The organism is Dictyoglomus thermophilum H-6-12 (genome assembly GCF_000020965.1).
GTDB lineage: Bacteria > Dictyoglomota > Dictyoglomia > Dictyoglomales > Dictyoglomaceae > Dictyoglomus > Dictyoglomus thermophilum.
Window position 1 is genome coordinate 426,751 of sequence record NC_011297.1, and the last position, 25,401, is coordinate 452,151.

Sequence of the window (25,401 nt, forward strand, 5' to 3'; positions counted from 1 at the left end):
GATAAGTTATAAGTGATAGAGGGGGTAGAAAGAAGGAGAATAATATGGATAGATTTATTGGACTTATTGGTCTTGGATATTGGGGTAAGAATATTTTAAGAAATTTATATGAGCTTGGAGTACTTCATACTGCTTGTGATTTTAGTCACGAAGTTGTTGAGGAGAGAAGAAGAAGCTTTCCTGAGGTAAGTTATACTACAGATTTTAATGATCTTCTTAGCAATTCTGAGATAAAGGCTATAGCAATTGCAACTCCGGCTGTTACTCACTATGAGCTTGCAAAGAAGGCCCTATTGGCTGGAAAAGATGTATTCGTGGAAAAGCCAATGACTACTTCTGTTAAAGAAGGAGAAGAACTTGTAAAGATAGCAGAGGAAAAAAATAAAATTATTATGGTAGGACATATATTGCAGTATCATCCTGCAGTAACAAAGCTGAAAGAGCTTATTTCTCAGGGTTTAATAGGAGAGATAATATATATTTATTCTCATAGAGTTAATGTAGGTAAAATAAGAATTGATGAAAATGTATGGTGGAGTCTTGCTCCTCACGATGTATCTTTAATTCTTATGTTAACTGGGAGGATGCCTAAGAGGATATATTATCAGGGTTCATCATATATCACAAAAGGAATAGATGATATTGCTTTGGCTTCTCTTGAATTTGATAATGGAATTAGGGGACATATCTTTGTAAGTTGGTGGCATCCCTATAAGGAACAAAAATTGGTGACAATAGGCTCAAAAGGAATGCTTATTTTTGATGACACTACGGAAGAGAAACTATTTTTATATCCTCATAAAGTAGAGTGGAATAATGGGATACCTGTTGCTAAGAAGGAGGAAATGCAAGTAATTCCTGTGGAGAAAAAGGAGCCCTTGAAAGAAGAGCTTTTGCATTTTATTGAATGTGTGAAAGAGAGAAAAACTCCAAGAACAGATGGATATGAGGGATTGAGAGTACTTAAAGTACTTGAGAAGATAACGAGTGACGGGTGATAGATGGCGAGGGAAAAGTGAAAGAGATAAGATTTAGTAATCATGCCTTGTTAAAATTTAAAGTATTAGAAGCACATGGTATAATTATCAATGAAGAATTTGTCAAGAATACAATACTTTATCCTGATAGGATTGAGAAAGGGTATAAAGGAAGAATTATCGCTCAAAAGCATTTAGATAATGAGCATGTAATAAGAGTAATTTATGAGGAGTTTCCAGACTGTATTATTGTTATAACCTTTTATCCAGGAAGGAGAGATAGGTATGAGAAAGATTAAATATAGTAAAGATGTTGATATACTTTTAATTGAGTTGTCTGATAAGCCTATAGATTATGCCGAGGAAGAAGGGCAATTGATAATTCATTTCTCTAAAGAAGGAGAACCTGTGCTTATAGAAATATTGGATGCTAAAGATTTTATAATAAATTCCCTTTCAAGTTTACTAAAAGAGGAGGAAGTTATAATTCCATAAGTAAGTTAACTGTAATAGGTGACGGGGAAGGAGTAAGGAGGGGATATTGTTAGGACTCATAAGGATTTAGAGGTATGGAAAGAATCAATGGGGCTTGTAAAAGAAATCTATAAACTAACTCAAGATTTCCCCAAAGATGAAATATATGGAATAATTCAACAAATAAGGAGATCAGCTATTTCTATTTATTAAGGGAGGTGTTTCATGCTCACAAATAAAAAATACTTTGTTCATGAAAGTTCTTATGTGGATGAGCCTGTAGAGATAGGAGAGGGAACAAAAATTTGGCATTTTTGTCATATATTGCCTCATACTGTAATAGGCAAGAATTGTGTTATAGGTCAAAATGTGATGATAGGGCCAAGGGTAAAGATAGGAAATAATGTAAAAATACAAAACAATGTGAGTGTATATGAGGGAGTAGAGATTGAAGACGATGTTTTTTGTGGACCATCTTGTGTATTTACCAATGTAATAAATCCAAGGGCATTTATAGAGAGGAAGCATGAGTTTAAGAAGACAATAGTTAAAAAAGGTGCTACAATAGGAGCAAATGCTACGATTGTATGTGGGGTAACGATAGGGGAGTATGCTTTTGTAGGGGCGGGAGCAGTAGTAACAAAGGATGTACCACCCTATGCTCTTGTTGTAGGGGTTCCAGCAAGGCAGATTGGATGGGTATGCAAGTGTGGTGTAAGGCTTGAGTTTGATGAGAAAGGAGAAGCGCTTTGTAAGAGCTGTGGGGAGAAGTATAGGTTGGTAGAGGGTAGAGTGGAAACAACATTTTAAAAAACATTTTGTTTTTTTTATCAAAATTTTTGTTAGAATTTTTACTAAGGGCAGTATAAGGAAATACTTATGTTAAAAACTTTTAAGGATTTAACTACTGAGGAAGAGAAGAGATATCGTGAAGCTTTAATAAAAAGGGAAGTAAAAAGAAAAGAGGCTCTTAAGAGGAAACTTTGCAAGACTTGGGGATTAGTAAAAGAAATTTCTAGAATACTTTATGAAAAATATAAGGTAAGAGAGGTAATAGTTTTTTTGGCTCTCTTACAGATGTCTTATCCTTTAATGAATGGTCTGATAATAATATAGCTATATTAGAAATTTATAATGACTTATACCTTAATGCTGTAGCTGAAGTTACTTCTATGAGTGAAGATTTTAATATTAATCTCATAGATATTGAGAGTTGTAAAGAAAGTTAAAAAAGTAATTTTAGAAAGTGATGATTAAATTTTTAATAAAAAAGTACTTAATTTTGGGCAAAAGGATTTTTATAGGGTTTTTGTTGAAGAAAGATCATGAACCTGAAAAAGTTTGAGGTTTGATTAGATATATGAGAAGTGAATAATTAAGGGTTTTTATTTAATTGAAATTAAAAAACAGGGAGGGTTTTTTAATGAGTTACTTAATGGTAAACTTGAATAAGTAAATTGAAATTTTTAAGCGCATAATAATTCTTTGCTTGGATACTATTAGGATTTTATCTGTAGATCAAAGGTCGTATGAAAGATTTTTTATTAGATTAAAGGTTAGGAGGCAATTCTATTTTTGAAGGGGGCAAGAATGAGCACTAGAAGTTTTTTGTTTAGGAGTTATTATAAGTTAAGGGGTAGTAAAGTTTTAGACTATTACGATGAGTTTAAAAAGTCTCAGTATTTGACACGTGATGAGCTAATAAGAAATCAGGAGAAACAACTGAAGAGAATGATAGAATTTGTTTATGAAAATGTACCTTATTACAAAAAACTTTTTAAATCTCTTTCTATATCTCCTGATGATATAAACAAAGTTGAGGACTTACAAAAACTCCCTATTTTAACTAAAAGAGAGATTAAACGTAATTGGGAAGATTTTTTCCCTCAGAATTTAAATAGTATTAGATATATTAAAGGCAAAACTGGAGGATCTACTGGAGAGCCATTTAAATATAGGATGTCTTTAGAAGATTATGAGAGAGGTATAGCTTTGTTGTATAGAGGGTGGGGGTTTGCTGGTTATCAATTGGGGGACAAAGTTGCTGTTATTGGAGGTTCGTCATTGGTCCCAAGTTTGAGATTTAGTATGAAGAGAAAGATTCAGGAGAGTCTATTAAACTTTCGTTATTATTCATCTTTTGATATGAGTGAGGAAAATTTACTAAGATATATTGAAGATATGAATTGTTGGAATCCTAAATTTATAAGAGGATATGCTTCTTCTATCTATCTTATGGCTAAATTTATTGAGCAAAATAGAATTACCTTATCCTTTGTGCCAAAGGCTATTTTTTCTACTGCTGAGAAGTTAACTTTTAAGATGAGAGAAAGTATAGAAAGAGTATTTAAAACTCAAGTTTTTGATAATTATGGTTTGAATGATGGTGGAATATCGGCATATGAATGTGAACAGCATAATGGTTTGCATATAGATACCGAAAGAGCAATATTAGAAGTAGTAGACGAATCTGGTAAACAGCTTAAAGAGGGAGAGGGGAAGATTTTAGCTACTAGTTTATATAACTTTGCTATGCCACTTATTAGATATGACACAGGAGATATAGGGATCATATCTTCTGAATTTTGTAAATGCGGTAGGGCAAGTTATCTGTTGAAGGGTTTAGTTGGGCGTTCGCAGGAATTTGTTGTATCCTCTTTAGGCAGTAAAGTTCATGGTGAGTTTTTCACTCATATTTTTTGGGAAATAGATAATGTAAAACAATTCCAGGTTATTCAGGAAAATGTTGGAGAAGTTTTGATCAATATTGTTCCCGATGATTGGGACCATATTGACAGAATTGATGTAAAGAAGATTACTAAAATATTAGAAAATAAAGGTTTTAAAGTTAGTATTAAGCTTGTTAATGAAGAATCTTTGTCTTATACTAGTGGTGGAAAATATAAATTTGTAATAAATAAATTATCTGATTATAATGAAAGCTAAGAAAAATGAAGAATGGTAGTAGTAATAAAATAGAACTTAGTGTTTTTTTTAGATCCTTTTTAGTTATAGTACTTTATAGGTTAGTTTTAGATTTGAGTTATATCTTGGTTATAAGTAGATTTTTTAACTATGAAGGGTATTATTTGATTATCAATAAGCTTAAGGTTTTAGAGTCATACCTTTTTTTAATTGTTTTAGGTGCTTTTATATTAGTCTTTATTTATTTTCGGATTAGAGTTTTTCCTTCCGAATTTCTTTTATATTTACTTTTTCTTTTTACATATATTCCGTTAGGTTCTTTGTACGCATTATGTGATAAACCAAGGTTGTTTTTCTATTATAGTACTTTTTTTTGGTTTTTACTTATTTTTATGTATTACGTTTTTCCAATATTTAAGGTTAGAAGGGTTAGATTTTCTAAGTTTCTATTTTTGACTTGCACTATTCTTTTTAATATGGCTGTTCTATTTTTAATATTTAAATATCTTGGAATTTCTTTTAATTTTGATCTTTCACTGGTATATGAGATTAGATCTAGGTATGTAGAAAGTAATATACCGTTTGCAGGCTATCTTTTTAACTGGGTTGGTTATGCTATAAATCCCTTATTTTTAAGTTATGTTTTTAACAAGAGACAATGGCTTACTTTTATTTTTTCTATATTTATTCAATTGTTGTTATTTTCCCAAACAGGATTAAAAAGCTTTTTATTTGTTCCCATTTTGGTTTTAGGCGTTAATTGGTTATATCAAAAATATGGTAGTAAAAAACTTTATTTGTTAACCACACTATTAATAGGACTTACTGTAGCTTTAGGTATTTTATCTTACTTTTTAATGGGAGACATATGGGTTTCTTCGTTGTTGACAAGGCGAACTTTCTATGTTCCTGCTTTATTGTCATTTTATTATTATGATTTTTTTACTTCTAGAGGTTTTACGTATCTTGCTCAGCATAGATTATTTGGTGGTTTTTTAAAATATCCTTACTCATTAAATCCTCCTCATTTAATAGGCAGTGTTTATTTTGGAACACCTGAGATGGGAGCTAATAATGGCATTTTAGGAGATAGCTATATGAATTTTGGTTTTTTGGGAGCTATTTTATGGAGTTTTGTCTTAATTTTATTTTTTAAAATTTTAGATAGTTTTTGTGATATGGATAAAAATGAAGTATTAATAGGTCCTCTGGCTGTATTTGCCAATGCATTTACAAATAGCGCCCTATTGACTGTCATGACTACGCATGGGTTTTTAATATTGCTTTTGTTTTCAATAATAATACCTAAAAATAGAATAAAGTATAGGAGTGAAGGATGATTAAACTCTGTCATATAACAACCGTTCACCCTTCTTTTGATGTTCGTATATTTCACAAAGAGTGTAAAACATTAGCAAAGTCAGGGTATTATGTTTATCTTATTGTTCAACATCATAAGGAAGAAGTTATTGATGGGGTTCATATACTGCCTTTACCTAAGGTAGGCAGTAGACTTGAGAGAGTCATTAAACAGCCTTGGAGAGCGTTAAGATTGGCATTAAAGACTAATTCAAGTATTTATCATTTACATGATCCTGAGTTAATTCCTATAGGACTAATATTAAAATTATTGGGGAAAAGGGTAATTTTTGACTCACACGAGGATGTACCTCTTCAACTTTTGTCAAAGCCATATCTTAATAGGTTTGCTTTAAGAATGTTATCCCAGGTGTTTTCCATATTTGAAAAATATAGTTGTAGGTATTTTGATGGGATAGTTTGTGCAACACCCTCAATTACAGAGAAATTTTTAAAGATTAATCCTAATAGTGTTAATGTAAATAATTATCCACTACTGGAAGAATCTAAATTTTTATATCATAATTACAATGAGAATAAAATGAATGAGATATGTTATATTGGAGGCATTTCTCAAATAAGGGGAATTAATGAGTTAATAAAGGCTTTAGAATTTGTAGATAATGTAAGACTAAATCTTGCTGGAAATTTTGAAAGTGCAGAATTAGAGAAGAGAATTAAAGGTATGAAAGGTTGGAAGAAAGTGAACTATTATGGGTTTGTAGGAAGAGAAAATGTTTATGAAATTATGGCAAGATCTAAGGCTGGAGTAGTTATTTTTTCTCCTTTGCCTAATCATATTAATAGTCAGCCTAATAAAATGTTTGAATATATGTCTGCTGGACTTCCTGTTATTACATCTAACTTTCCTCTTTGGAGAGAAATCGTTGAGAGAGACAATTGTGGCATATGTGTAGATCCTTTAAATCCAAAAGAAATAGCAGATGCTATAAGGTATATAATAGCGCATCCTGAAGAGGCAAAAAAAATGGGAGATAATGGAAGAAGGGCTGTATTAGAGAAGTATAATTGGGAAAAAGAGAGTGAAAAGTTATTAGATTTGTATAAAGAGTTACTAAAAGGAGAGATTAAGACATAGATTAAAATTTTCAAGATGAGGGTAGAAAATGAACATCTTACTTATTAATCATTATGCAGGTTCGCCTAAATATGGAATGGAGTATCGGCCTTATTATTTGGGGAAAGAATGGGTCAAGAATAGACATCAAGTAACAATAATCGCTTCTTCTTTTTCTCATGTAAGAAGCAAGAATCCAGAAATTGATAGTGAGATAAAAGAGGAGCTAATTGATGGAATGAGATATATTTGGATAAAAACTCCAAGATATAAGGGAAATGGAATTAAAAGAGTTATAAACATTTTTAGTTTTGTATTTAAGCTAATTAAAAATAGTAGGAGGTTTTCAAAAGAGATTAAACCAGACGTGGTTATTGCTTCATCTACATATCCTTTAGATATATACCCAGCTTATTTAATTTCTCGTTTTTCAAAGGCAAAGTTGATCTTTGAAGTGCATGATTTATGGCCACTAACACCTATAGAGCTTGGAGGAATGCCTAAATGGCATCCATTTATAATAATTCTCCAAATAGCAGAAGATTTTGCTTATAGAAAATGTGATAAGGTTGTTTCTATTCTTCCTAAGGCTTTAGATTATATGGTAAGCAGAGGTTTAAAACCTGAGAAGTTTGTTCACATTCCTAATGGTATCGATATAGAAGAGTGGCAGTCTTTTACTGATCCGTTACCGGAGGAACATAAGAGTGTAATTGAAAGATTTAAGAATGAGGGAAAATTTCTTGTGGGATATGCAGGTTCTTTGGGGGTAGCAAATGCTCTTGATTATTTTGTGAAGTCAGCAAAGTATCTTAAAGATTTACCAGTTGCGCTCGTTCTTGTTGGGCAGGGTCCTGAAAAAGAGAAACTACAAAGATATGTAGAGGAAAATAAACTAGATAAAGTAGTTTTTTTACCACCTGTGCCTAAAAAATCCATTCCTGAATTATTGGATAAAATTGATATTTTTTACATTGGTTGGAGAAGGAGTCCTCTATACCGATTTGGGGTAAGCCCTAATAAACTTTTTGATTACATGATGGCAGGAAAGCCTATTATACATGCAGTAGAAGCAGGAAATGATCTGGTAGCAGAAAGTGGCTGTGGCATGTCTGTTCCTCCAGAGGATCCTATTGCTATTGCAAATGCTATTAGAAAACTTATAAGTATGTCAAAAGACGAAAGAGAGAAGATGGGATTAAGAGGTAAAGAATATGTTATAAAAAACCATGATTATAAAATATTAGCAAGGAAATTTTTGGAAGTGATTAATATTTAACTTTCCACTTACTATGATGATTGTGCTTTTATACTTTTTGAAGTTTGTTTTGAAACTAGGTTTAAAGAGTTAAAATATGTTAAGATGGTTAACAGGAGTTATAAAGATATTTTTAAATTGGGAGGTTAAAAATGAGAAATAAATTTATACCCTTTTCACCGCCATGGATAGGAGAGGAAGAAATAAATGAAGTTGTTGATACTTTAAAATCAGATTGGATTACTACAGGACCTAAGGTTAAAAAGTTCGAGGAAGAGTTTTGTAGATATTTTAATTCTCCTTCAGCTTTGGCTCTAAATTCTTGTACGGCAGCTTTACACACTGCTTTAGTAACCTTAGGGATAGGTCCTGGAGATGAGGTAATAACTACTCCCATGACCTTTTGTGCTTCTGTGAATGTGATAGAGCATGTTGGAGCAAAACCTGTACTTGTTGATGTAGAGTCAGATACTTTAAATATAGATCCTAATAAAATAGAATCAGCTATTACCAATAAAACTAAAGCAATACTTCCTGTGCATTATTCTGGGCATCCTGTAGAGTTGGATACTATATATGATATCGCTGAAAAATATAACCTATATGTGGTTGAAGATGCTGCTCATGCTATTCATGCTAAATATAAAGGGAGATTTATTGGATCTTCAAATAATCCTGTTTGCTTTAGTTTTTATGCTACTAAAAACTTAACTACGGCAGAAGGTGGTATGTTAACAGGGGATCCAAATTTTATTGAGAGGGCAAGAATAATAAGTCTTCATGGTATGAGTAAAGATGCTTGGAAGAGATATTCCAAAGAGGGTAGTTGGTATTATGAAGTAGTATATCCAGGATTTAAGTATAATATGACAGATATACAGGCATCTATAGGGTTGTGGCAACTTAATAAATTAGAAAATTTTCAAAGAAGAAGAAGAGAAATAGTCAATATGTATAATTCTGCTTTTAAAGATATAGAAGCCTTGAGAACACCAATTGAAAGACCTGAGGTAGAACATTCTTGGCATCTTTATGTTTTAAGGTTAAATTTAGAAATGTTAAGAATAGATAGAAATCAATTTATAGAGGAATTAAAAAACAGAAATATAGGGACATCAGTACATTTTATACCTATCCATCTTCATCCTTATTATAGAGATAAGTATGGTTTTAAGCCTAATGACTTTCCTGTGGCATATGAAAATTATCTCAAAATAATAAGTCTTCCTCTTTATCCTAGAATGTCAAATGAAGATGTATATGATGTTATTGAAGCTGTTATAGATGTAGTTAAAAAATATAGAAGATGAAAAAGAGTAAAAGATTATTTGATTTTATGCTTAGTTTATTAGGTTTGTTCATTACAATACCAATTTTTCTAGTTGTAAGTTTACTCATCAAATTAGAGGATAATGGCCCTATATTTTATAAGCAAAAGAGGGTGGGGTATAAGGGGAAGGAGTTTCACATATGGAAATTTAGGACAATGGTTGTAAATGCAGATAGTTTAGGGAGGCTTATAACAGTTGGTAAAGATCCGAGAATAACTAAAGTGGGTTTTTGGTTAAGAAAATTTAGGATCGATGAAATACCTCAATTAATAAATGTGTTGAAAGGAGAAATGAGTTTGGTTGGACCAAGGCCTGAGGTTCCCAAGTATTTAAAATTTTACGATGAAGAAATGCGGAGAATACTAGAGTATGTTCCAGGGATGACAGATCCGACATCTTTAAATTTTTTGGATGAAAGCGAAGTTTTAGCCAAAGCTGAAGATCCAGAGGAAAAATATATAAAAGAAATTTTACCTTTAAAAGTCAAACAAAGTTTAAAATACTTGGAAAGATCTAATTTATGGACTGATTTTTTAGTAATATTAAAAACAATATTCAATTTGATAAAGATTTGATTAAGGATATTTCAAAGCGTACTCTTGCCTTGCCTTTTCACAATAATTTGAGTGAGGCAGAGGTTGAAGAGGTAGTGAGTGTTCTGGAGAAAGTTGTAAGTAAATTTGAATAAGAAATTGATCTTATTATAAAGAAATTTTTCACAGACTTTAGATCTGAGTTTTTAAGATAAATTTTTTAAGGCTTTCTCACACAAAAGAAACTTTACTGTAAAAGTATAGTCTTTAAGTTGAGGGTTTATGAATACTTTTTATCTTGTGAACTTTATATAGAATTCTCAATTGAGATGAAATTTTTAAGGCTTATGGCTACCACTTATATAACTCATATGACACATGAATATTCAAAATAATCTAAAAGCTAATAAAAAGGAATTTGGAAATTAGAAAGACCCTTCTTATGGAAGATGTTATTGGTATGAAGTTCAAGGTCGTTTGGGTTGGAAAATTTGATATGTAAAAGAGGTAGGTATGTTTAGTTTCTCTATCATGCAAAAAGTTGAAAGGTCGAAAGCAACTAATAAGTGATGGGTGATGTGGTATAATTTAAGTTGAGGTGAGAAAAATGAGTATAGCTGAAGATCTCATAAAGAAGATAGCTAATGATTTAGGTATTGATTTTGAGGAGATTACTAAAGAAAGTCTGAAAGCTTTCTTGCAGGAGAAAAGGAGGAAGATGAAGATAGATATTTTAGGAATTCTTGATAGATATAAAGTTTCTTCTTCAAGAGAACTTGAGGAAAAGATTTTTAAAGGAGAAATTTCAGAGCATCCTGCATGGGAGGACTTAATTCTTTTAGAAAATCTTGAGGAGACTATTAAAATAATTGAAGAAGATATCAGAAGTATATCTTAGTTTATTAGATACCGTATTAAAGGAATATAATTCGATTGTTGAATCTGGAGAGGTAATCTATACTCAGAGCCAAGAACCATGGAAGTTGCGTTTATACTTTTATGATGGAAGTTTCTTGGATATTTTTTATTCAAAGTCAGGAAAATATTGTTGAATCTGGAGAGGAGGTTTATTGATAGTTCCATATATAGGCACGATAATGCTCCTCATAAGAATTGGAAGAAAGTAAAAACTTTTCCAAAGCATTTTCATATGGGGACAGAAGAAAATGTAGTTGAGAGCTACATTTCTAATAATCCTGAGGAGGCAATAAGAGAGTTCCTAAATTTTATAAGAGATAAAATACTTGAATGATAAGTGATATACTATAATTTAAGTTAAGGTGAAAAAGGTAGATGAAAAGAAGTTATCTGAATATTACTCTGATTTAGAGCTTAAGGACATTTGGAGTGAACTTATAAAATAATTTTTAGATACCTAAACTGTTAAAATTTTCAGTTGGTGTTGGAGTAGATAAAAAGAAGCTTATAGCCACCACCATGGTATGGCAAGTATTTTGGAGTGAAGGTATATATCACCTATCCCACCCCATAATCTCCTCGAGCATAAGAGCCAAAATATCTTAATTATTTATCCAATTTTTAATTCTTCTATCCTCTTATGATCCGCCTTATTAGTAGTTTTTTACTTGTTTTTGTAGTTATTTATGCCTTTTATTGTGATAGATTTCTTATTTTTGAATATCTTTTAGCTTATAATAATACTTAAGATTTTGTATTACTAAAGAGGAGGTAAGAAAAAAATTCCTAAGATTACGGATAAAACAGTTCTAACCCAAAAATCACAAATTACCATACCCCAAAAGATAAGGGAATTTTTAAATCTTAAGCCTGGAGATCAAGTTGAGTTTGTTATAGAGAATGATATAGTAAAACTTGTTCCTATACATTCAAAGTTAGATGAGTGTTTTGGTAGAGTAAAACCTAAAAGGAAGCTAGAATATTATAAAAAATAAGAGAAGCTATAGAGAAAGAAGTTGCTAAGGAGGTTTTAAAAGAGGTCTAAAGTATGAAATTTTTGGATAACCTATTGTTGCAATATTTCACTAAAGATGATAGGGTTTTAACGAGTCCTTTAGTTATTTTTGAGACAATTTTTATGCTTCAAAGTTATTATAAACTTCCCAGAAAAGAGATTAGAGATTTACTTATTCCTATATTAAATCTTAGAGGCTTAAAATTGGATTATAAGGATATATTTGAGTAGGAAGCACTTATGGAAAGGATTCCAAGTAAGAGTTGAAGTAGTAGGAGTTTTAGAAAGAGTGGTAAGAGTAAGATAATAGGGGGTGAGAGTTAGTGAGAATAGGAAAATTGTTTTTATTAGGATTTGTTTTGTTTTTAGTCGTAGTTAATATTTCTGTATCTTTATCTCTCAGCTCTTTTGTGGATAGAAAACCTGTTTTTACAGAGAAAGAAGAAATTATAAATGGTCTTAAATTGTTAGATACCAAGGATAGAATGTTAAGGAAATTAGGAAAACCTAAAAATACAAAGAAAGAGTATTGGGGAGCATATGGAGATGAGGTTGAATATTGCTATTATGAATGGGGATATGTTTTGCTTTCTCCTCCTCCAGCTCCTCATAAGGATTTGGAAAGGCCTATAGAAGAAATAGAAATCACAGGTAAAAAGATTGTTGGACCGAGAGGGATAAGAATAGGAGAAGATTATAAAAGAGTAATTGAAAGTTTTAGGTGTGATGTTAAAGAGATTTATGAAAGGGCTTTTCATAATGTAAAATTATATGAAGTTAAGAAAAACAATGAAGAGAAAATGTTAGGTTTTGTTATATATAATGATAAAGGAGAGATAAATGAAATTTGGTATAAGGTACTAAATGAGAAGTATTCTTCCGAATTTGGACTCCGTTTTGAATTGATGAAAAAGAAGGTAGTTAAAATATTTGCATATTATTCTCCAGGAGATTAGATGGGTAATAAGTAACGAGTCTTAAAAAAGAGGTAAAGGTTTTTGTTAATTTTTAATAGAAAAGAGTTAATGAAAAGAAAACCTACTTTTAATTTGCTTAGTCCTAAGTTTTAATATATTAAGCCGTAAACAACCAAATAACCTCTTTGCTTACTTTTTTGTAAAAAGAGGAATTTTCTTTTTCAAGTTTTTGCCATTCTTCTATGGTATATATTAAGAGGTCTACTGGTACAGAAAAATTTGTAGTATCCCATTCTATACCTCTCTTTTCAAAAGGAAGGGAGGAACTTTCTAAAATTATGATTATATCCAGGTCGCTTCCTACCCCATAATCTCCTCGAGCATAAGAGCCAAAGTATCCTATTTTTATTACTCCTCTTTTTTCCTTAACTACTTTATCTATCCAGTTTTCCAATTCTTCTTCGATCTTTTTACGGTCTGCCCATTTTAGAACTGACGAATTCAAGGATCTCACTGGCATATTCTATTGCCTCCTTACTTTGCAATGGTCCATAGTGTTCAAAGGGTGCTCCTTCGGGATGTCCATTAGGATATCTTGTAGGTATATAGAAATTGTCTAATACTTTTGCTTTTTCTATTAGCTCTTGGGGAACAGAGATTTCTTCAGGAAGTTCTGAGAGAAGTTTTGCAATTACATGTCCCCATGCCTCTTGATTTAAAAATAGATGTAATGCTTTTACTGCTTTTTCCGCAGATTGCTGTGCAGAAAAACATGCCCATTCATGCCTTCCTGCTTTTTGTGAATCTATCGCTTGTTCTAAATCTCTTTTAGCCTGTTTTAGCCAATCAAAAGCTCTATTCATGGTTATATTATAACATGGGTTGACTTTAGAGTGTGTTTGGCTTAAGATGAAGAACATCAAAAATTGTAAAAAGAGCCTTATCCATCTTTTCTTTAGATTTTTGTCAACTATTTCTCAGGGTATGTGCTAAAATTAAAAGAGAGGCTTTTTGGGAGGTAAATTTAATGAATAAGTTGAGAATTATTTTGGCTCTTGTTTTATTTCTTTTTTCTTGTGCTTTTGCACAAACTACTCAGGGGCAAACTACTACTCAGAGCCAAACTACTGTAACGGGGGAAATATATTTTGGAAGAATTGCAGAACCTGATAAGTATATACTTGGCGTTGGAGATGTAATAAGAATTTATTTAATTCAGCAAGCGGGAGAGCCTATTTCTTTTGATGCTGTAGTTTCACCTACGGGAGCTGTTAGTTTGCCTCTTGTAGGATCGCTAAAAATTGCTGGTTTAACTCTCTCTGAAGCCACAAAAGAAATTTCGAGGCGTCTTATTAGGTTTTATCCTAAAAGCACTATATTCATAGATCTCGTTTATCCTCGCAAGTTTAAAATATATGTTTTAGGTGAAGTAGAAAAGGCAGGAACTCAATTAATTTCTGCACTAAGTACCTTAGATGATGCTATTAAGCTTGCAGGATTAAAACCCTCTGCCTCTTTACGTCGTATTCAGATAAAAAGAGGAAATAAAACTATAGAGGTAGATTATTTAAAATTTTTGAAATATGGAGATACCTCTCAAAATCCATATGTAGAAGAGGGAGACATTATATATGTACCTCTTATGGGGAAGAGTGTTAAGGTGCTTGGTGAAGTAAAAGATCCTGGAATATATGAGATAAAGGAAGGAGAAAAGTTAAAAGATGTACTTGATATGGCTGGAGGCCTTACAGAAAAAGCAGATCTTTTCGGAAGCTATATAGAAAGACAGATTGATGGGAATAAGCAGATAATAAGTATAGATCTTCTTAAGTTAATTTATCAGAAAGATGACAAAGAAAACTTAGAGCTTAAAGATGGGGATTCTATAGTTATACCTTTAAAAGTGGATAAAGTTTATGTAATAGGATACGTGGCTAAGCCTCAGGTTTTTACTATTGTATCTGGAGAATTTAAAAATGAGGTTGGAGGACAGAGTGCTATAGGAGAAAGTGAGATAAAAGAGGGGGCAAAAATAAGTGAGCTTATCAGTAAGGCTGGAGGAGTGCTTCCTAATGGAAGTAGAAGAAGAGTTCAAGTTATAAGAGATGGTCAAGTAATAAAAGAAGTTGATTTATTTAAAGTACTTGTAAAAGGAGATGTGGAGGAGGAAAAAGTTAAATTAGTTCCTGGGGATATAGTGTATGTGCCATTGGCAGAGAAGACTGTAAAGGTCCTTGGTGAGGTGAAAGATCCAGGGATATATGAAATTAAGCCTGGAGAGAGAATAAAAGATGTGATAGAGATGGCTGGAGGGTTTACAGTAAGGGCAGATCTTAAGAATATAACGGTAGAAAGATATATTACTGAGAAAAAAGAAGTAATACAACTTGATTTAACAAAACTTTATAAAGAAGGAGATGAAAGTGTAAATATAATTCTTGAGGATGGTGATATAATTAACATTCCTATAAAGACTGAGTAGGTGGTGAAAAAATGAAAAGAGCCATTTTAGTGTTAATACTACTTATTGCTTCTTTCTCTTTAATATATGCTCAGGAAGCTCCTTCTTTAGGAGAAGTTTATTCTGGGAAGGTTATTGAACCTGATAAGTACGTCTTAGGGCCAGGAGATGTTTTAAGGATATTTGTAGTGCAAGAAAATAATAAAACAGAAAGTTTTACTGTTTCAGTGTCTCCCACAGGATTTATATTTCTTCCTCTTGTAGGTAGTATTAAAGTTCTTAATCTTACCCTTTCCGATGCTACAAAGGAGATTTCAAGACAGCTTGTTAGATTTTATCCCAGGTCAAATATTTATGTGGATTTGATTAATGTGAAAAAAGTAAATATTTTGATTACTGGGGAGGTTGCAAATCCTGGAAATTACAAAGTTTCTGCCTTAAGTACCTTAGATGATGTATTAAAAATAGCTGGAGGATTAAAGGCTTCTGCTTCCTATAGGAGAATATTTATAAAGAGGGGAGAAAAAGTATTAGAATTAGATTATCTAAAATTTTTGAAATATGGAGATACCTCTCAGAATCCATATGTAGAAGAAGGAGATTTTATATACGTACCTCTTATGGGCGATAGAGTAAAGATACTTGGGAGAGTGAAAAGCCCCGGAGAATACGAAGTAAAGGATGGGGAGAGATTGAAAGATGTGCTTGATATGGCTGGGGGGCTTGCAATAAATGCTTCCTTATTTGATGCTACTCTTGATAGAGTAGATGGTACTAGAATTTATCTTGACCTTTATGGATTATATTATGGAGATAAAGAAAGAAAAGATAAGGCAAATATTGAATTAAAAGATGGAGATAGTATTACTGTGCTTACAGAGACGAAGAGGGTATATGTGCTTGGTTTTGTAGCAAATCCAGGACCAATTCAACTTGTAGAGGAGATAAAAACAGGTCCTCAGGGGGAGGAGATTGGAGGAGTAACTCAGGCAGTAGTTGGGGCAAAAATAAGCGAGCTTATCAAAGAAGCAGGGGGAGTTCTTCCTAATGGAAGTACGAGAAGAATTGAGCTTAGACGTGGTGGAAAGGAAAGCGATAAGATCATTATAGATCTATATAGAGTGCTTGTACTTGGAGAGGAAAGTGAAGAGGATATAAAAGTAAATCCAGGAGATGTCATATATGTACCTCCTGTATTGAAGAGTGTAAAGATATTGGGACAGGTAAGAAATCCGGGGGTTTATGAAATTGTAGAGGGAGATAGGATAAGAGAGATACTTTTAAAAGCAGGAGGGCTTACAGAAAAAGCTGCAAGAGAAGGTGGAGAGCTTGTTAGGTTGGAAAACGGGAAAAAATTAACTTATAAGTTTAACGTAGTAAATGCTTTGCAAGGTATAGAAAAAGATAATTTAGAGTTAAAAGATGGAGATACATTGTATATACCTGAATTAAGAAGATTGGTATATGTTCTTGGACAGGTAAATAATCCTGCTGCTTATGAGTACAGAGAGGGTAGGAAACTTACGGAATATATCAGTATGGCAGGTGGATTTAAAGATAGGGCAGATCTTTCAAGGATTGCTATTGTAAGGGAAATAAATGGCGAGACAAAAGTTATACCTATAAATGTTAATGAGATAGTGAATAAAGGAAGAAGTGATCTTGACATTACAATAGAAGAAAATGACATAATTTTTGTTCCTGAAGTTTTTATAAAAGGATGGCAGGATATTGTGAACATATTGAGTGGAATATTCTATGTGTACTCACTTCTTAAGCCTATTGTAGGATGGTAATTTTTCCTTGGGGGTGAGAAGGGTATGATTTATTCTTTTAGAATTGGTAAGCCACAGAAGGGGTGGGTTGTAATTGTACATGGGCTTGGAGAACATATTGGAAGATACGAGAAGATAGTAAATGATTTAGTAGAAAGGAATTATGGAGTTATTGGTTTTGATCATCCAGGGCATGGTAGAAGTGATGGAAAAAGAGGGGATACATCTATTGAAGAAATTGTTTCGATAATTGATAATTTGACCTCTGATATCCCTAAATTTCATCTTTTTGGGCATAGTCTTGGAGGATTAATTGCTACAAGATATGCTCAGGAGAGACAAGATAAAATAAAATCTCTTGTGATTTCTGCTCCTGCCTTGGGAGTTAAAGTAGATCCAGTTACAAATTTTATTGCAAAGGCTTTTGGAAAAATTCTTCCAAGTGTAACTATAAACAATAAGTTAGATCCTCAATATCTGTCGAGAAATAAAAAGGTGATTGAAAAGTGTATGAATGATCCTCTTATGCATAGCAAAATTTCTTTTAGATTAGGACTCTCTATGATGGAAAACATAAAAATAGCTCATGAAAAGGCTTCAAGTCTTAATGTACCTATACTTATATTAGTGCCTACCGAGGATAGATATGTGGATCCTAATGGAGCTCGAGAGTTTTTTAAAAAGTTAACTCATGAAGACAAAAAATTAATAGAATTTCCTGGTGGATATCATGAGCTTTTTGAGGATGAAGAGTATAAGGATGAGTTTTATAAAAATATCTATGATTGGATAGAAAGTCATAATTAAATATCAAATTGACTTTGCTCGTTTTTGGGAATGATATAAATTTTTACGGGTTTTATAAGATCTTCACTATCATAAGAAGGGCTATTTACCTTTTTTGATACAGGGTATGCTTCCATCTCTTCTGCAGGATATGGAACAAGGAGAGATTGTAGTTTTTTAACGTCAGTTTCTTCCTTATTTATCCATATCTCTTCATATTCTTTTCTTAAGATAACAGGCATTCGATTGTGTATTTCTTTTACCAGCTCATTAGGCTCGGTTGTTATTATGGTGAAGGTTTTTATTAATCTTCCATCAGGACTTTTCCAAACATCATAGAGGCCTGCAAAGGCAAAGAGTGATGAATCTTTCATTTTTATATAATAGGGGATTTTTTCTTTTCCTAATTTTTTCCATTCATAAAATCCATCGGCAGGTACAAGACATCTCCTTCTTAAGAAAGACTCTTTAAAAGCTGGCTTTTTAAGAAGAGTTTCTGCTCTTGCATTGATGAGCTTGTTTCCAATCTTAGGATCTTCTGCCCAATGGGGAATTAGTCCCCATATCATTTCTTCTACTTTGTTTGGACTTTCTTGAAAAACAATAGGCACTGGCTGATTGGGAGAGATATTATATCTTTTTCTTAAGTTTATCTCTCCTATTATCTGAGCATTGAATCTTGTAGGAATTTTCTCAACTTGAACAAGGGTAAATCTTCCGCACATTTAACTCATCTCCTTTTTGAGCTTGTTTTGATTATTATACAAGTAATTTTAATAAAGCAAAAAAGCCTCCCTCATATGAGGGAGGCTTTGTGAAAGATTTCTTAGAATTTTAATGAGAGGCTGAATAAGTGTTGATTTGATAGATCTTTTGTATAGAGGAATGCATAGTCGAATTCTATATTGTTTATGTTTACCCCAAGGCCAAAACTTATAGTATTTTTCTCCCCGTTATATCCTGTTCTAATAAATACTGGAGTTTTTGGTATTTGGGTTTCTAAACCCAAATGAAGCCTCTGGTAGAAGTATATTTTGTCGTAAAGGCTGAAATCAAAGGCAAAGTTCAAAGGAAATTCTCCTAAGGTTAGTTTGTAGGAGACTCCTATAACTAAATCTTGTCTTCCTGCAGTTTCTACTGTACCTGTGTTCCACTTGATATAACTTATAGGATTGTACCATACTGCTCCAATTTTTAAGTTTGGAATTATCTCATAGATTGTTCCTATATCGACACCTAATCCTTCAGCTTCGCCTGTATCTAATTTAGCTATATATGAGTGAAGAGATGTTCCAATGCTTAATTTTTCATTAATTTTTTTAGCTAAGGTGAGATTAAGGGTAGCATCATAATATGGGAATAATAGTTCATCGGGATTTGTTACTCCTGTTGCTTGAAATCCTAAACCTACATTAAAGACTCCAAAGTTTATTGCTCCTCCTACAAATTCTACCCTTGTGAAACTTTGAGGAAGTTGTGTATGGCTAAAACCCACCATTGCTTTTTCTTCAAAGGTTAATCCAGCAGGATTATAAACTAAGCCAGAGAGTCCTTCGGATATGGCAGTAAAGGCCTCTCCCATTCCTGCTGATCTTGCATTGAATATCATGGGGGAGAATACTCCCCCAGTATCGCTGGCAAAGGTTATAGACAGAAGAAATATTATCGTTAAAAATCCTACTATTAAACTCTTTTTCATTTTAGTCTCCTCCTATTTTGAATTCTTTTAATTACTTCAGTATTCCTATAAATCTGTTTATTCTTGCTTCTCCTTCTGAGGATGTTGCTACAAGTTGGAATACATAAAGTCCGTTCTTAAGTGTTTCGCCCTTTAAGTTGATTCCTTCCCATATTATGCTATAGTCTCCTGCTGGTAGATATCCAAGGTCTTTTTCGTAAAGTTTTACTCCAGCAAGGCTATATACTATGAATTTTACAGAAGCATCCTGGGTTATTGTAAAGTAAATCTCTGCAAATTCTTTATTGGGATTAAAGGTTTTTGAGAATTTTGTTACATTTAGGAAGGATAATGGGACTCCATAAGGAATGGTAATGTAGTAGGTTTTTGTAGTAATGTTGTTTAGTTCATCCTTTGCAGAGATTTCTACCATATATCTTCCTGGATTTACCTTTCCATTTTCATCCTTTCCATCCCATGCGAAATTATATGTTCCATTATCAACTCTTGTATTTTCTACAAGAGTCCTTATTAAATCTTTCTTTTGATTATTTAAAGTACTATAGATTTTTACTGTAATATATGCGTATCCTACATTGTCTTGTACTGTTAAATTAATATTGCAGTTTTCGTTATTATTAGGATTAAAACTTGAAGTGACGGTAGCAGTTATATCTGGAGAGGAGAACAATGCATATTTTACTCTTCCTAAGACCTCACCACTTATATCAGGAGAAAGGCCTTCAAGTCCAAAGGCAAAATATACTACTCCATAATGTTTTTCAGGATCCGCATAGAAAAGGCCTGCTGTTCCAGAAGATGCAATTTCCTTGTTTATAACTATCTGCGATTTTTGCTCCTTTATCTTTTCTGGGAGTTTGATCTCTATAGGTATAGGAGAAGTTCCAGAAGGATTATAGACTAAGATTGGTCTTGCTCCTTCCAGTGGATCTATCTCATCAGGATATGCTTGATTTTTGAGAGATCCTTCTGCATTCAAAGTGAAGGATAAATCTGCAAATTCGCTCGTGCTTGTGCCTTTTACAGAATATATTCCTACATTATCTTGTATAAAGTTGGCTCTCAAGTATGTATTGTAGAAAGTACTACTTATATATCCTGCTGAATATCCCCAGCCTAAATCTTGGCTTGAGATGAAAAGTTTTCCACCACTATCAAGATAATTTATTATCTCGTTTTGGACTGATGGATCATAGATTGCTCCCCAATCTCCACCCCATATTACCCAGTTAAAATTACTCATAAAGGATGCATACGGTACAGCATTGTCATAATATACGTCTACGATGAAATATGTCTCACCTATATCTTGTAAGGCTTTTTCAAAATATGGAGCTATTCCGTATTCTCCACCATCATCGGCAACAAGTAGAGCTTCAAAAGAAGTTGGAGTTGTGAAGGATATAGTTGTCCAAGATGATGCACCACTTTCGTTTTCTGCTCTTACTCTTGCAAAGTAAGTTTTGCCAGGATATAAGGTTTCATCAAGAGTTGGCCTGTACTCTGTTTTTTCTGTAGTTACTTCTATCACTATATTGTTAAAATTACTATCTGTAGCAACTTGTAATCTATAGTTGGTAGCATAAGGAATGGCTTCCCATTTAAATAATGGTCTTATGGTGAGAGGGTTATCTCCTGTCCATGCTAAATGCTTTATAAAGGAAGTAGATTGTGGCGCATTTTGAGTTTTTACATAAATATTACATATAATGTTTTCTCCTGAAAGTTGTATATTTCTAACAGCAACGCTGGTTGGAATCTCTCCATAGGCTTTGCTGTTTGGAGTACTATTTTCATCAAAAGTTGTATTATTGGTAGATCCTGGATATGGATCACCACTGTCTCCACTATTAACTTTTTTTTCTAAATCCCATTTTCTATCTGCTTGCTCTAAGGCTACTAAATAATGTCTTGATGGATCAAGGCCTGGATACCATTCATAATCATTTTGGAAGCTTCGCATATTTTCGTCTACATGATAAATAAGAAGTCCTGACCCCCTCAAATATTCATCAAATCCTATTTTTTGCCTATTCTCAATCAAAAAATACTCAGGACCTTCTACTCCATCGGTCCAGAGCTTATATACCACAGGATTTGTCTCCACAGGTGGTATGCTTACATTACTTAAATCCTCCTTAGGAACGATAGGAGTTACCCACCCAAGCTGGATTTTACACCAAGCATCAAAGTGAGAAGGTCCTCCACCTAAGCTATATCCTCCAGGTCCTGCCGGGCCATTCCAAGATCCTCCTGCCATAAGGCTCCATCTACCAAGTCCTAAGGAGGAGTAGTCTCTATCGTAAAGATCAGGAAGATGTCCAAAGGAATGTCCCATTTCATGGACAAATACACCTACCGTTTGAGGAACAATTACAGGATTTCCTTGAGAATCGTAATCTTCCATATATTCTGGCTCAATGGAATATCTTATGGGCACTTTTTGACCATCAATGGTGACATATATAGTAGAGGCGTGAGACCAGATATCATTGTGATCTTCTGTCCATTCTGCTCCTTGTCCTGAGTGAATAACAAATATAACGTCGTAATTTCTTAAATCATACCCTTGATTTACCGCATTTTGAAGAACTTCCTTTACTAAGACAAACACTCCCCCATTAAATCCATAGTTATTGTCATTTATATAGTATCCATATGTATACGTTGCAGTATACCATGGTAAAACTGTTGCTGTAATGTCAAATTGATTATAGGAGTTTTCTTTATAAAATTCTCTTACGCTACCTACATTATATGGATTTATAGTAGTCCAATCTGCACCTATGCTATTAAAGAGTATGTCAAAGTAGTTTGATGGTATTACGTTTTCAGGTTGTCTTGGCTTGTCCGTAAACTCTACTGGTATTACAATTGCTTTGCCTGTGCCTTGAGCTCTTTCAATGGTTCCATAAATTTTTATTCCTTGAGGAATGTTAGATGGTGAAACTTCAGGAAGCTTTGGAAGTTTGACCTTTTTTTCAAGGAGTTTTTCGTGGGGTGGCATAATGTGAACTTTTGTTAATGGTAATACTTGGGCAAAGGAAGTGTTTAATATGAGAGCTAAAACAAGAAAGAGGCTAAGAATTAGTACAATTTTTTTACCCATATCTCCCTCCCTATGTTTGTGAATATTTAACTGATATTATACTATAAAAGTAAGAAAGAGTTTTAAAATTGGAGGATAAATTATGGAGATATTAAGATATTTTTTAATATTAATTATTTTTTTAATTCTTATTCAAGTTGCTTTTGGAAATATGATACCAGTAGTTGAAAACAGGAGTATAGTAATTGCAAAGGTTAAGGCAATTGTTCATAAGGAGTTTCCATTTTCAGAGATTGTGGTTGAGGTTGTGAGAAGTGAGAGTGTAGAAGGTTTTAAAAATTTTGCAAAAGTTGGGGATATAATACCTCTCTATCCTTTGTCATTAAATGCTAATTTAGAAAATGTTGATGATTTTAGGAAAAAAGTTCTTTATACCTGCTACTTTTTAAAACCTGGAGATTTGGTAAAGGCAGAGATTGAATTTGTGGGAGATGAAGCAAAAAGGGGTTGGGTTATAAGAGATATTGAAAGAGTTATTGAGGTAAATGAGGGATTATTGAAAGATGTAATTTATAGTTTTTTGAAGGCAAAGGGTTTTATAAAAGACAAGGAGGAGTTGAAGTATGAGGTAGTTAAAGATGGTGAAAATTATAGGGTGGAAATAATATTAGACAATAAAAAACTCACTATAATTCTTGATAAAAGTTATGTTATTTTAAATTATTTTTAGCCTTTTCGTATAAGAATACCAAATCTCCTTCTTTTACTCCTAAGTTTTCTGCTACTACCTCGCACTTTGCTTTAAGGAGGAAAAAGATATTATAGCCTCTTCCTTCTAAACTTTCATAATTTGCTTGTCCTTTTGATATTATAAGTTTGGCATTGTTGAAGACTTCTTTATACTCTTCTCCCCCAAGTTCTGGGGGTTTTCCTACTGAGCCTGAGCCAGTAGTGATAATCTTTGCATATTTGTTTAGTGCTACTTCAATGGCATCTTCCATGAGGGCATCATTAATTATAGGATATTCATTAACTACAGCTATTATTTTCTTCTCTTTAGAAAGTTCCTCTATTAATATTCTGTCAAATACTATTTCTCCAGCGTTATCCAAAAGATATAGAATCTCATTGGTTTTCGATAATTCATTCTTAAAGTAAAAATAATGATCAATGGCAAGGGGAATATTTATGATCTCTTTAATATATTCGCCAAGATTGAGTTTTGAAATATTCAAGATGCCAAGATCTATAACGTTTCCTGCTATGGCCACTTTTACTGCTGTATAGAGGGGGTCCTGAGAACTATCTACTATATTTTTCAGGGCTTCGTAAAGTTTTAATCCTTGTTGATTGTAATACTTTTTTTCTTCAAAGTATGGATCCGTTGAGCCTGAGAGCTCATATATCTTTTTAAAAATTAAATATGTATTGTAGGAGGGTGTGTCCTCAGGAGAAAAATTCTCTAAATCTTTTGCTATCGCCTTAATTATCTCTATCTTTTTTTCATTAGGTATATTTATTCTTTTTAAGGCAGATTCTGCTTGTCTAAAAAAACAGGTAAAGCATTCCCATCTCGTCTTCATAGCAAAAATAGTTTTTATCTTAAAATTTCCTAAAAGTCAATTAATATAATTTTAAAATTAATTTAGGCTTTTTCTAAGATGATGATATAATTCTAAGGACTTTTGAAAGAGATTGCTGAAATCTTCAAAATTTCTTATAGAAGATTGGGATTCTCTTAAGTTTCCATGGACAGCAGAATTTCTTATTTTCTCAAGGTTATTAAAGGTCTCTCTTGTCCATTCCTCGGTGAGGACTTTGCTATATACTTCCCTCGCTTTTTCTCTTCTATTTATTATGTTAGATAGATCTCTATAGCCTGCCTTCTTCAGAATAATTATGGTTAGAGCTTCATAAAGTAAGATAAGGCTTTTCAAATATTGCTTCTTTTTGAAAAAGAATTTTGCTCTCTCCACCATTCGGTCTTCTAAGTATCTTTCTCTGCAAAGAGGTATAAGGTCTTCTACCAAGGCTTTTGCAGGTACTTTTTTGTGTTTTTCTTTTATACTTTCTAATTCCTCTATTATTTTTTCTAATTCCTCTCTTGGCCTTTCGTTCATCTCGATGGAGAAATATACATCTTCTCTTCTGTTTAAGCCTAAATTTTTTAGGAGCTCAGGGAAGTAGCCAGAATTTTTATAGAGCTCAAAGGCTGTGGAGAGTTGAAAAATTTCATTTATATGATCAATTTCTAAAACAGGAGCGTTATCTTGGCTCATTTCGAGAGCACCGTAGTATATTTTGAGCTCTTTTATGTTCTTAAAGTTTTTTACGTACATAATGGAGAAGCTTAAAATTAAAGGTAAATATCTGTAACCATGGGTTATATCCAGGATAATTTTTAAGTCGTCATTTTCAGGTAAATTTTCCAATAGAAATTCTGAGAAAAATTTGTAGTCAAGAGGATCAATTAGGATGAGTTTTATACCTGGAATCTCCGATGATAAGGCCTCTTCCCAATTTTTCAAAAGATCTCCTTTAATACCTATATTTTCTGCCTCATATATCTCATAAGCGAGGTCTTGAAATTTAGACATTTTTTGTTCATCTAAAGCGTAGATTATTTCAGACCAAGAAGAGGTAGAGGTTCCAAATATATACCAGTAATTAATCTTTTCTTTTTGGGAGATATATTTCCATAAGGCAGATCCGAAAAATCCAGTTTCAAAAATTTCACCAGTTTTAAATCTATAACTAGTCCTTTTATATCCTTGCGATATATTTTCCAATACTTTTCCTCTTCCAATTAAGGATAACAAAATGTTTTTTACTTCCCCCATAATCCA

General features: G+C 32.7%; 29 protein-coding genes. 22 read left to right on the forward strand and 7 right to left on the reverse strand.

Features of this window, described 5'->3' with window-relative positions; genetic code table 11:
* Nucleotides 1–44: 44 nt before the first annotated feature.
* The 18 genes from DICTH_RS02020 (at nt 45) to DICTH_RS02095 (ending at nt 12,824) form a co-directional block, all read left to right on the forward strand.
* Nucleotides 45–998 carry a Gfo/Idh/MocA family protein gene (locus tag DICTH_RS02020; RefSeq protein WP_012547151.1) on the forward strand — a complete coding sequence of 318 codons (954 nt, stop codon included), beginning with the start codon at nt 45–47 and terminating at the stop codon, nt 996–998.
* Nucleotides 995–1,276 (forward strand): DUF4258 domain-containing protein, encoded by a 282-nt coding sequence (locus tag DICTH_RS02025; protein ID WP_012547092.1) that lies wholly within the window; start codon nt 995–997, stop codon nt 1,274–1,276. The genes DICTH_RS02020 and DICTH_RS02025 overlap by 4 nt, the downstream gene beginning before the upstream one ends.
* The gene (locus DICTH_RS02030) at nt 1,263–1,472 is read left to right on the forward strand and encodes a DUF2283 domain-containing protein (RefSeq protein ID WP_012548096.1); all 210 of its coding nucleotides are present in this window, start codon (nt 1,263–1,265) and stop codon (nt 1,470–1,472) included. Before DICTH_RS02025 ends, DICTH_RS02030 begins: the two co-directional genes overlap by 14 nt.
* Before the next feature lie 45 nt (nt 1,473–1,517).
* Entirely contained in the window at nt 1,518–1,664 is a 147-nt protein-coding gene (locus DICTH_RS09825; protein ID WP_262370110.1) for a four helix bundle protein, read from the forward strand.
* 12 nt (nt 1,665–1,676) lie between these two features.
* Nucleotides 1,677–2,261: an acyltransferase gene (locus tag DICTH_RS02035; protein ID WP_012547296.1), complete on the forward strand. Its 585-nt coding sequence runs from the start codon at nt 1,677–1,679 to the stop codon at nt 2,259–2,261.
* A 69-nt stretch (nt 2,262–2,330) separates the two neighbouring features.
* Nucleotides 2,331–2,567, forward strand: a complete 237-nt coding sequence (locus DICTH_RS02040) for a hypothetical protein (protein WP_012547373.1) — start codon at nt 2,331–2,333, stop codon at nt 2,565–2,567.
* Nucleotides 2,568–3,041: 474 nt separating this feature from the next.
* Complete coding sequence (locus DICTH_RS02045) at nt 3,042–4,397, forward strand: phenylacetate--CoA ligase family protein (RefSeq protein WP_143707859.1); 1,356 nt, start codon at nt 3,042–3,044, stop codon at nt 4,395–4,397.
* A 371-nt stretch (nt 4,398–4,768) separates the two neighbouring features.
* Entirely contained in the window at nt 4,769–5,716 is a 948-nt protein-coding gene (locus DICTH_RS09690; protein ID WP_158301528.1) for a hypothetical protein, read from the forward strand.
* Nucleotides 5,713–6,834 carry a glycosyltransferase family 4 protein gene (locus DICTH_RS02055; RefSeq protein ID WP_012548337.1) on the forward strand — a complete coding sequence of 374 codons (1,122 nt, stop codon included), beginning with the start codon at nt 5,713–5,715 and terminating at the stop codon, nt 6,832–6,834. The genes DICTH_RS09690 and DICTH_RS02055 overlap by 4 nt, the downstream gene beginning before the upstream one ends.
* A gap of 28 nt (nt 6,835–6,862) precedes the next feature.
* Nucleotides 6,863–8,092, forward strand: a complete 1,230-nt coding sequence (locus DICTH_RS02060; protein WP_012548193.1) for a glycosyltransferase family 4 protein — start codon at nt 6,863–6,865, stop codon at nt 8,090–8,092.
* Between the two features lie 131 nt (nt 8,093–8,223).
* Entirely contained in the window at nt 8,224–9,381 is a 1,158-nt protein-coding gene (locus DICTH_RS02065; RefSeq protein ID WP_012547229.1) for a DegT/DnrJ/EryC1/StrS family aminotransferase, read from the forward strand.
* Nucleotides 9,378–9,977: a sugar transferase gene (locus tag DICTH_RS02070; protein ID WP_012548266.1), complete on the forward strand. Its 600-nt coding sequence runs from the start codon at nt 9,378–9,380 to the stop codon at nt 9,975–9,977. Before DICTH_RS02065 ends, DICTH_RS02070 begins: the two co-directional genes overlap by 4 nt.
* Nucleotides 9,978–10,542: 565 nt before the next feature.
* Nucleotides 10,543–10,833 (forward strand): hypothetical protein, encoded by a 291-nt coding sequence (locus DICTH_RS02075; protein ID WP_012548651.1) that lies wholly within the window; start codon nt 10,543–10,545, stop codon nt 10,831–10,833.
* On the forward strand, nt 10,805–10,987 hold the full coding sequence (locus DICTH_RS02080; RefSeq protein WP_041723173.1) for a hypothetical protein: 183 nt from the start codon (nt 10,805–10,807) through the stop codon (nt 10,985–10,987). Before DICTH_RS02075 ends, DICTH_RS02080 begins: the two co-directional genes overlap by 29 nt.
* Nucleotides 10,984–11,187 (forward strand): toxin-antitoxin system TumE family protein, encoded by a 204-nt coding sequence (locus tag DICTH_RS02085; protein ID WP_012547540.1) that lies wholly within the window; start codon nt 10,984–10,986, stop codon nt 11,185–11,187. The genes DICTH_RS02080 and DICTH_RS02085 overlap by 4 nt, the downstream gene beginning before the upstream one ends.
* A 511-nt stretch (nt 11,188–11,698) precedes the next feature.
* Nucleotides 11,699–11,848 (forward strand): AbrB/MazE/SpoVT family DNA-binding domain-containing protein, encoded by a 150-nt coding sequence (locus tag DICTH_RS09830; protein WP_236608289.1) that lies wholly within the window; start codon nt 11,699–11,701, stop codon nt 11,846–11,848.
* 53 nt (nt 11,849–11,901) lie between these two features.
* Complete coding sequence (locus DICTH_RS02090; RefSeq protein ID WP_012546905.1) at nt 11,902–12,099, forward strand: PIN domain-containing protein; 198 nt, start codon at nt 11,902–11,904, stop codon at nt 12,097–12,099.
* Between the two features lie 92 nt (nt 12,100–12,191).
* Nucleotides 12,192–12,824 carry a hypothetical protein gene (locus tag DICTH_RS02095; protein ID WP_012547980.1) on the forward strand — a complete coding sequence of 211 codons (633 nt, stop codon included), beginning with the start codon at nt 12,192–12,194 and terminating at the stop codon, nt 12,822–12,824.
* 118 nt (nt 12,825–12,942) lie between these two features.
* On the opposite strand, the gene DICTH_RS02100 is transcribed toward DICTH_RS02095, so the two are convergent.
* Both DICTH_RS02100 and DICTH_RS02105 read right to left on the reverse strand, forming a co-directional pair.
* Nucleotides 12,943–13,305, reverse strand: a complete 363-nt coding sequence (locus tag DICTH_RS02100; RefSeq protein ID WP_012548067.1) for a nucleotidyltransferase family protein — start codon at nt 13,303–13,305, stop codon at nt 12,943–12,945.
* Nucleotides 13,256–13,648 carry a HEPN domain-containing protein gene (locus DICTH_RS02105; RefSeq protein WP_012547221.1) on the reverse strand — a complete coding sequence of 131 codons (393 nt, stop codon included), beginning with the start codon at nt 13,646–13,648 and terminating at the stop codon, nt 13,256–13,258. Before DICTH_RS02105 ends, DICTH_RS02100 begins: the two co-directional genes overlap by 50 nt.
* Before the next feature lie 164 nt (nt 13,649–13,812).
* Between DICTH_RS02105 and DICTH_RS02110 the strand changes: the two genes are divergently transcribed.
* Genes DICTH_RS02110 through DICTH_RS02120 form a run of 3 tightly spaced genes read left to right on the forward strand, consistent with a single transcriptional unit; the run spans nt 13,813 to nt 17,828 of the window.
* Nucleotides 13,813–15,267: an SLBB domain-containing protein gene (locus DICTH_RS02110; RefSeq protein ID WP_012547647.1), complete on the forward strand. Its 1,455-nt coding sequence runs from the start codon at nt 13,813–13,815 to the stop codon at nt 15,265–15,267.
* A gap of 11 nt (nt 15,268–15,278) precedes the next feature.
* Entirely contained in the window at nt 15,279–17,042 is a 1,764-nt protein-coding gene (locus DICTH_RS02115; RefSeq protein ID WP_012546966.1) for an SLBB domain-containing protein, read from the forward strand.
* A 24-nt stretch (nt 17,043–17,066) separates the two neighbouring features.
* Nucleotides 17,067–17,828: an alpha/beta hydrolase gene (locus tag DICTH_RS02120; protein WP_012547702.1), complete on the forward strand. Its 762-nt coding sequence runs from the start codon at nt 17,067–17,069 to the stop codon at nt 17,826–17,828.
* Here the strand turns inward: DICTH_RS02120 and DICTH_RS02125 are convergent.
* The 3 genes from DICTH_RS02125 to DICTH_RS02135 form a co-directional block, all read right to left on the reverse strand.
* Nucleotides 17,825–18,532, reverse strand: coding sequence for an SOS response-associated peptidase (locus tag DICTH_RS02125; protein WP_012548514.1), 708 nt, complete (start codon nt 18,530–18,532; stop codon nt 17,825–17,827). The two genes, DICTH_RS02120 and DICTH_RS02125, sit on opposite strands and share 4 nt — an antisense overlap.
* 101 nt (nt 18,533–18,633) lie before the next feature.
* The gene (locus DICTH_RS02130; RefSeq protein ID WP_012548235.1) at nt 18,634–19,506 is read right to left on the reverse strand and encodes a PorV/PorQ family protein; all 873 of its coding nucleotides are present in this window, start codon (nt 19,504–19,506) and stop codon (nt 18,634–18,636) included.
* Nucleotides 19,507–19,537: 31 nt separating this feature from the next.
* Complete coding sequence (locus tag DICTH_RS02135; protein WP_012547367.1) at nt 19,538–22,615, reverse strand: M6 family metalloprotease domain-containing protein; 3,078 nt, start codon at nt 22,613–22,615, stop codon at nt 19,538–19,540.
* 82 nt (nt 22,616–22,697) lie between these two features.
* Between DICTH_RS02135 and DICTH_RS02140 the strand changes: the two genes are divergently transcribed.
* Nucleotides 22,698–23,285 carry a hypothetical protein gene (locus DICTH_RS02140; protein WP_012548138.1) on the forward strand — a complete coding sequence of 196 codons (588 nt, stop codon included), beginning with the start codon at nt 22,698–22,700 and terminating at the stop codon, nt 23,283–23,285.
* Here the strand turns inward: DICTH_RS02140 and DICTH_RS02145 are convergent.
* Together DICTH_RS02145 and csx2 are read right to left on the reverse strand one after the other, a co-directional pair.
* Nucleotides 23,266–24,138, reverse strand: a complete 873-nt coding sequence (locus tag DICTH_RS02145; RefSeq protein WP_012547224.1) for a damage-control phosphatase ARMT1 family protein — start codon at nt 24,136–24,138, stop codon at nt 23,266–23,268. The two genes, DICTH_RS02140 and DICTH_RS02145, sit on opposite strands and share 20 nt — an antisense overlap.
* A gap of 57 nt (nt 24,139–24,195) precedes the next feature.
* Nucleotides 24,196–25,395 carry a TIGR02221 family CRISPR-associated protein gene (gene csx2, locus DICTH_RS02150; RefSeq protein ID WP_012548577.1) on the reverse strand — a complete coding sequence of 400 codons (1,200 nt, stop codon included), beginning with the start codon at nt 25,393–25,395 and terminating at the stop codon, nt 24,196–24,198.
* Between the last annotated feature and the right edge of the window lie 6 nt (nt 25,396–25,401).

Bases quoted from the DNA above. Each gene is read 5' to 3' on its own strand.
- DICTH_RS02020 (WP_012547151.1), top strand. From the start codon at position 45: ATGGATAGATTTATTGGACTTATTGGTCTTGGATATTGGGGTAAGAAT.
- DICTH_RS02030 (WP_012548096.1), top strand. From the start codon at position 1,263: ATGAGAAAGATTAAATATAGTAAAGATGTTGATATACTTTTAATTGAG.
- DICTH_RS02035 (WP_012547296.1), top strand. From the start codon at position 1,677: ATGCTCACAAATAAAAAATACTTTGTTCATGAAAGTTCTTATGTGGAT.
- DICTH_RS02040 (WP_012547373.1), top strand. From the start codon at position 2,331: ATGTTAAAAACTTTTAAGGATTTAACTACTGAGGAAGAGAAGAGATAT.
- DICTH_RS02045 (WP_143707859.1), top strand. From the start codon at position 3,042: ATGAGCACTAGAAGTTTTTTGTTTAGGAGTTATTATAAGTTAAGGGGT.
- DICTH_RS09690 (WP_158301528.1), top strand. From the start codon at position 4,769: ATGTATTACGTTTTTCCAATATTTAAGGTTAGAAGGGTTAGATTTTCT.
- DICTH_RS02055 (WP_012548337.1), top strand. From the start codon at position 5,713: ATGATTAAACTCTGTCATATAACAACCGTTCACCCTTCTTTTGATGTT.
- DICTH_RS02060 (WP_012548193.1), top strand. From the start codon at position 6,863: ATGAACATCTTACTTATTAATCATTATGCAGGTTCGCCTAAATATGGA.
- DICTH_RS02065 (WP_012547229.1), top strand. From the start codon at position 8,224: ATGAGAAATAAATTTATACCCTTTTCACCGCCATGGATAGGAGAGGAA.
- DICTH_RS02070 (WP_012548266.1), top strand. From the start codon at position 9,378: ATGAAAAAGAGTAAAAGATTATTTGATTTTATGCTTAGTTTATTAGGT.
- DICTH_RS02075 (WP_012548651.1), top strand. From the start codon at position 10,543: ATGAGTATAGCTGAAGATCTCATAAAGAAGATAGCTAATGATTTAGGT.
- DICTH_RS02090 (WP_012546905.1), top strand. From the start codon at position 11,902: ATGAAATTTTTGGATAACCTATTGTTGCAATATTTCACTAAAGATGAT.
- DICTH_RS02100 (WP_012548067.1), bottom strand. From the start codon at position 13,305: ATGCCAGTGAGATCCTTGAATTCGTCAGTTCTAAAATGGGCAGACCGT.
- DICTH_RS02105 (WP_012547221.1), bottom strand. From the start codon at position 13,648: ATGAATAGAGCTTTTGATTGGCTAAAACAGGCTAAAAGAGATTTAGAA.
- DICTH_RS02110 (WP_012547647.1), top strand. From the start codon at position 13,813: ATGAATAAGTTGAGAATTATTTTGGCTCTTGTTTTATTTCTTTTTTCT.
- DICTH_RS02115 (WP_012546966.1), top strand. From the start codon at position 15,279: ATGAAAAGAGCCATTTTAGTGTTAATACTACTTATTGCTTCTTTCTCT.
- DICTH_RS02120 (WP_012547702.1), top strand. From the start codon at position 17,067: ATGATTTATTCTTTTAGAATTGGTAAGCCACAGAAGGGGTGGGTTGTA.
- DICTH_RS02125 (WP_012548514.1), bottom strand. From the start codon at position 18,532: ATGTGCGGAAGATTTACCCTTGTTCAAGTTGAGAAAATTCCTACAAGA.
- DICTH_RS02130 (WP_012548235.1), bottom strand. From the start codon at position 19,506: ATGAAAAAGAGTTTAATAGTAGGATTTTTAACGATAATATTTCTTCTG.
- DICTH_RS02135 (WP_012547367.1), bottom strand. From the start codon at position 22,615: ATGGGTAAAAAAATTGTACTAATTCTTAGCCTCTTTCTTGTTTTAGCT.
- DICTH_RS02140 (WP_012548138.1), top strand. From the start codon at position 22,698: ATGGAGATATTAAGATATTTTTTAATATTAATTATTTTTTTAATTCTT.
- DICTH_RS02145 (WP_012547224.1), bottom strand. From the start codon at position 24,138: ATGAAGACGAGATGGGAATGCTTTACCTGTTTTTTTAGACAAGCAGAA.
- csx2 (WP_012548577.1), bottom strand. From the start codon at position 25,395: ATGGGGGAAGTAAAAAACATTTTGTTATCCTTAATTGGAAGAGGAAAA.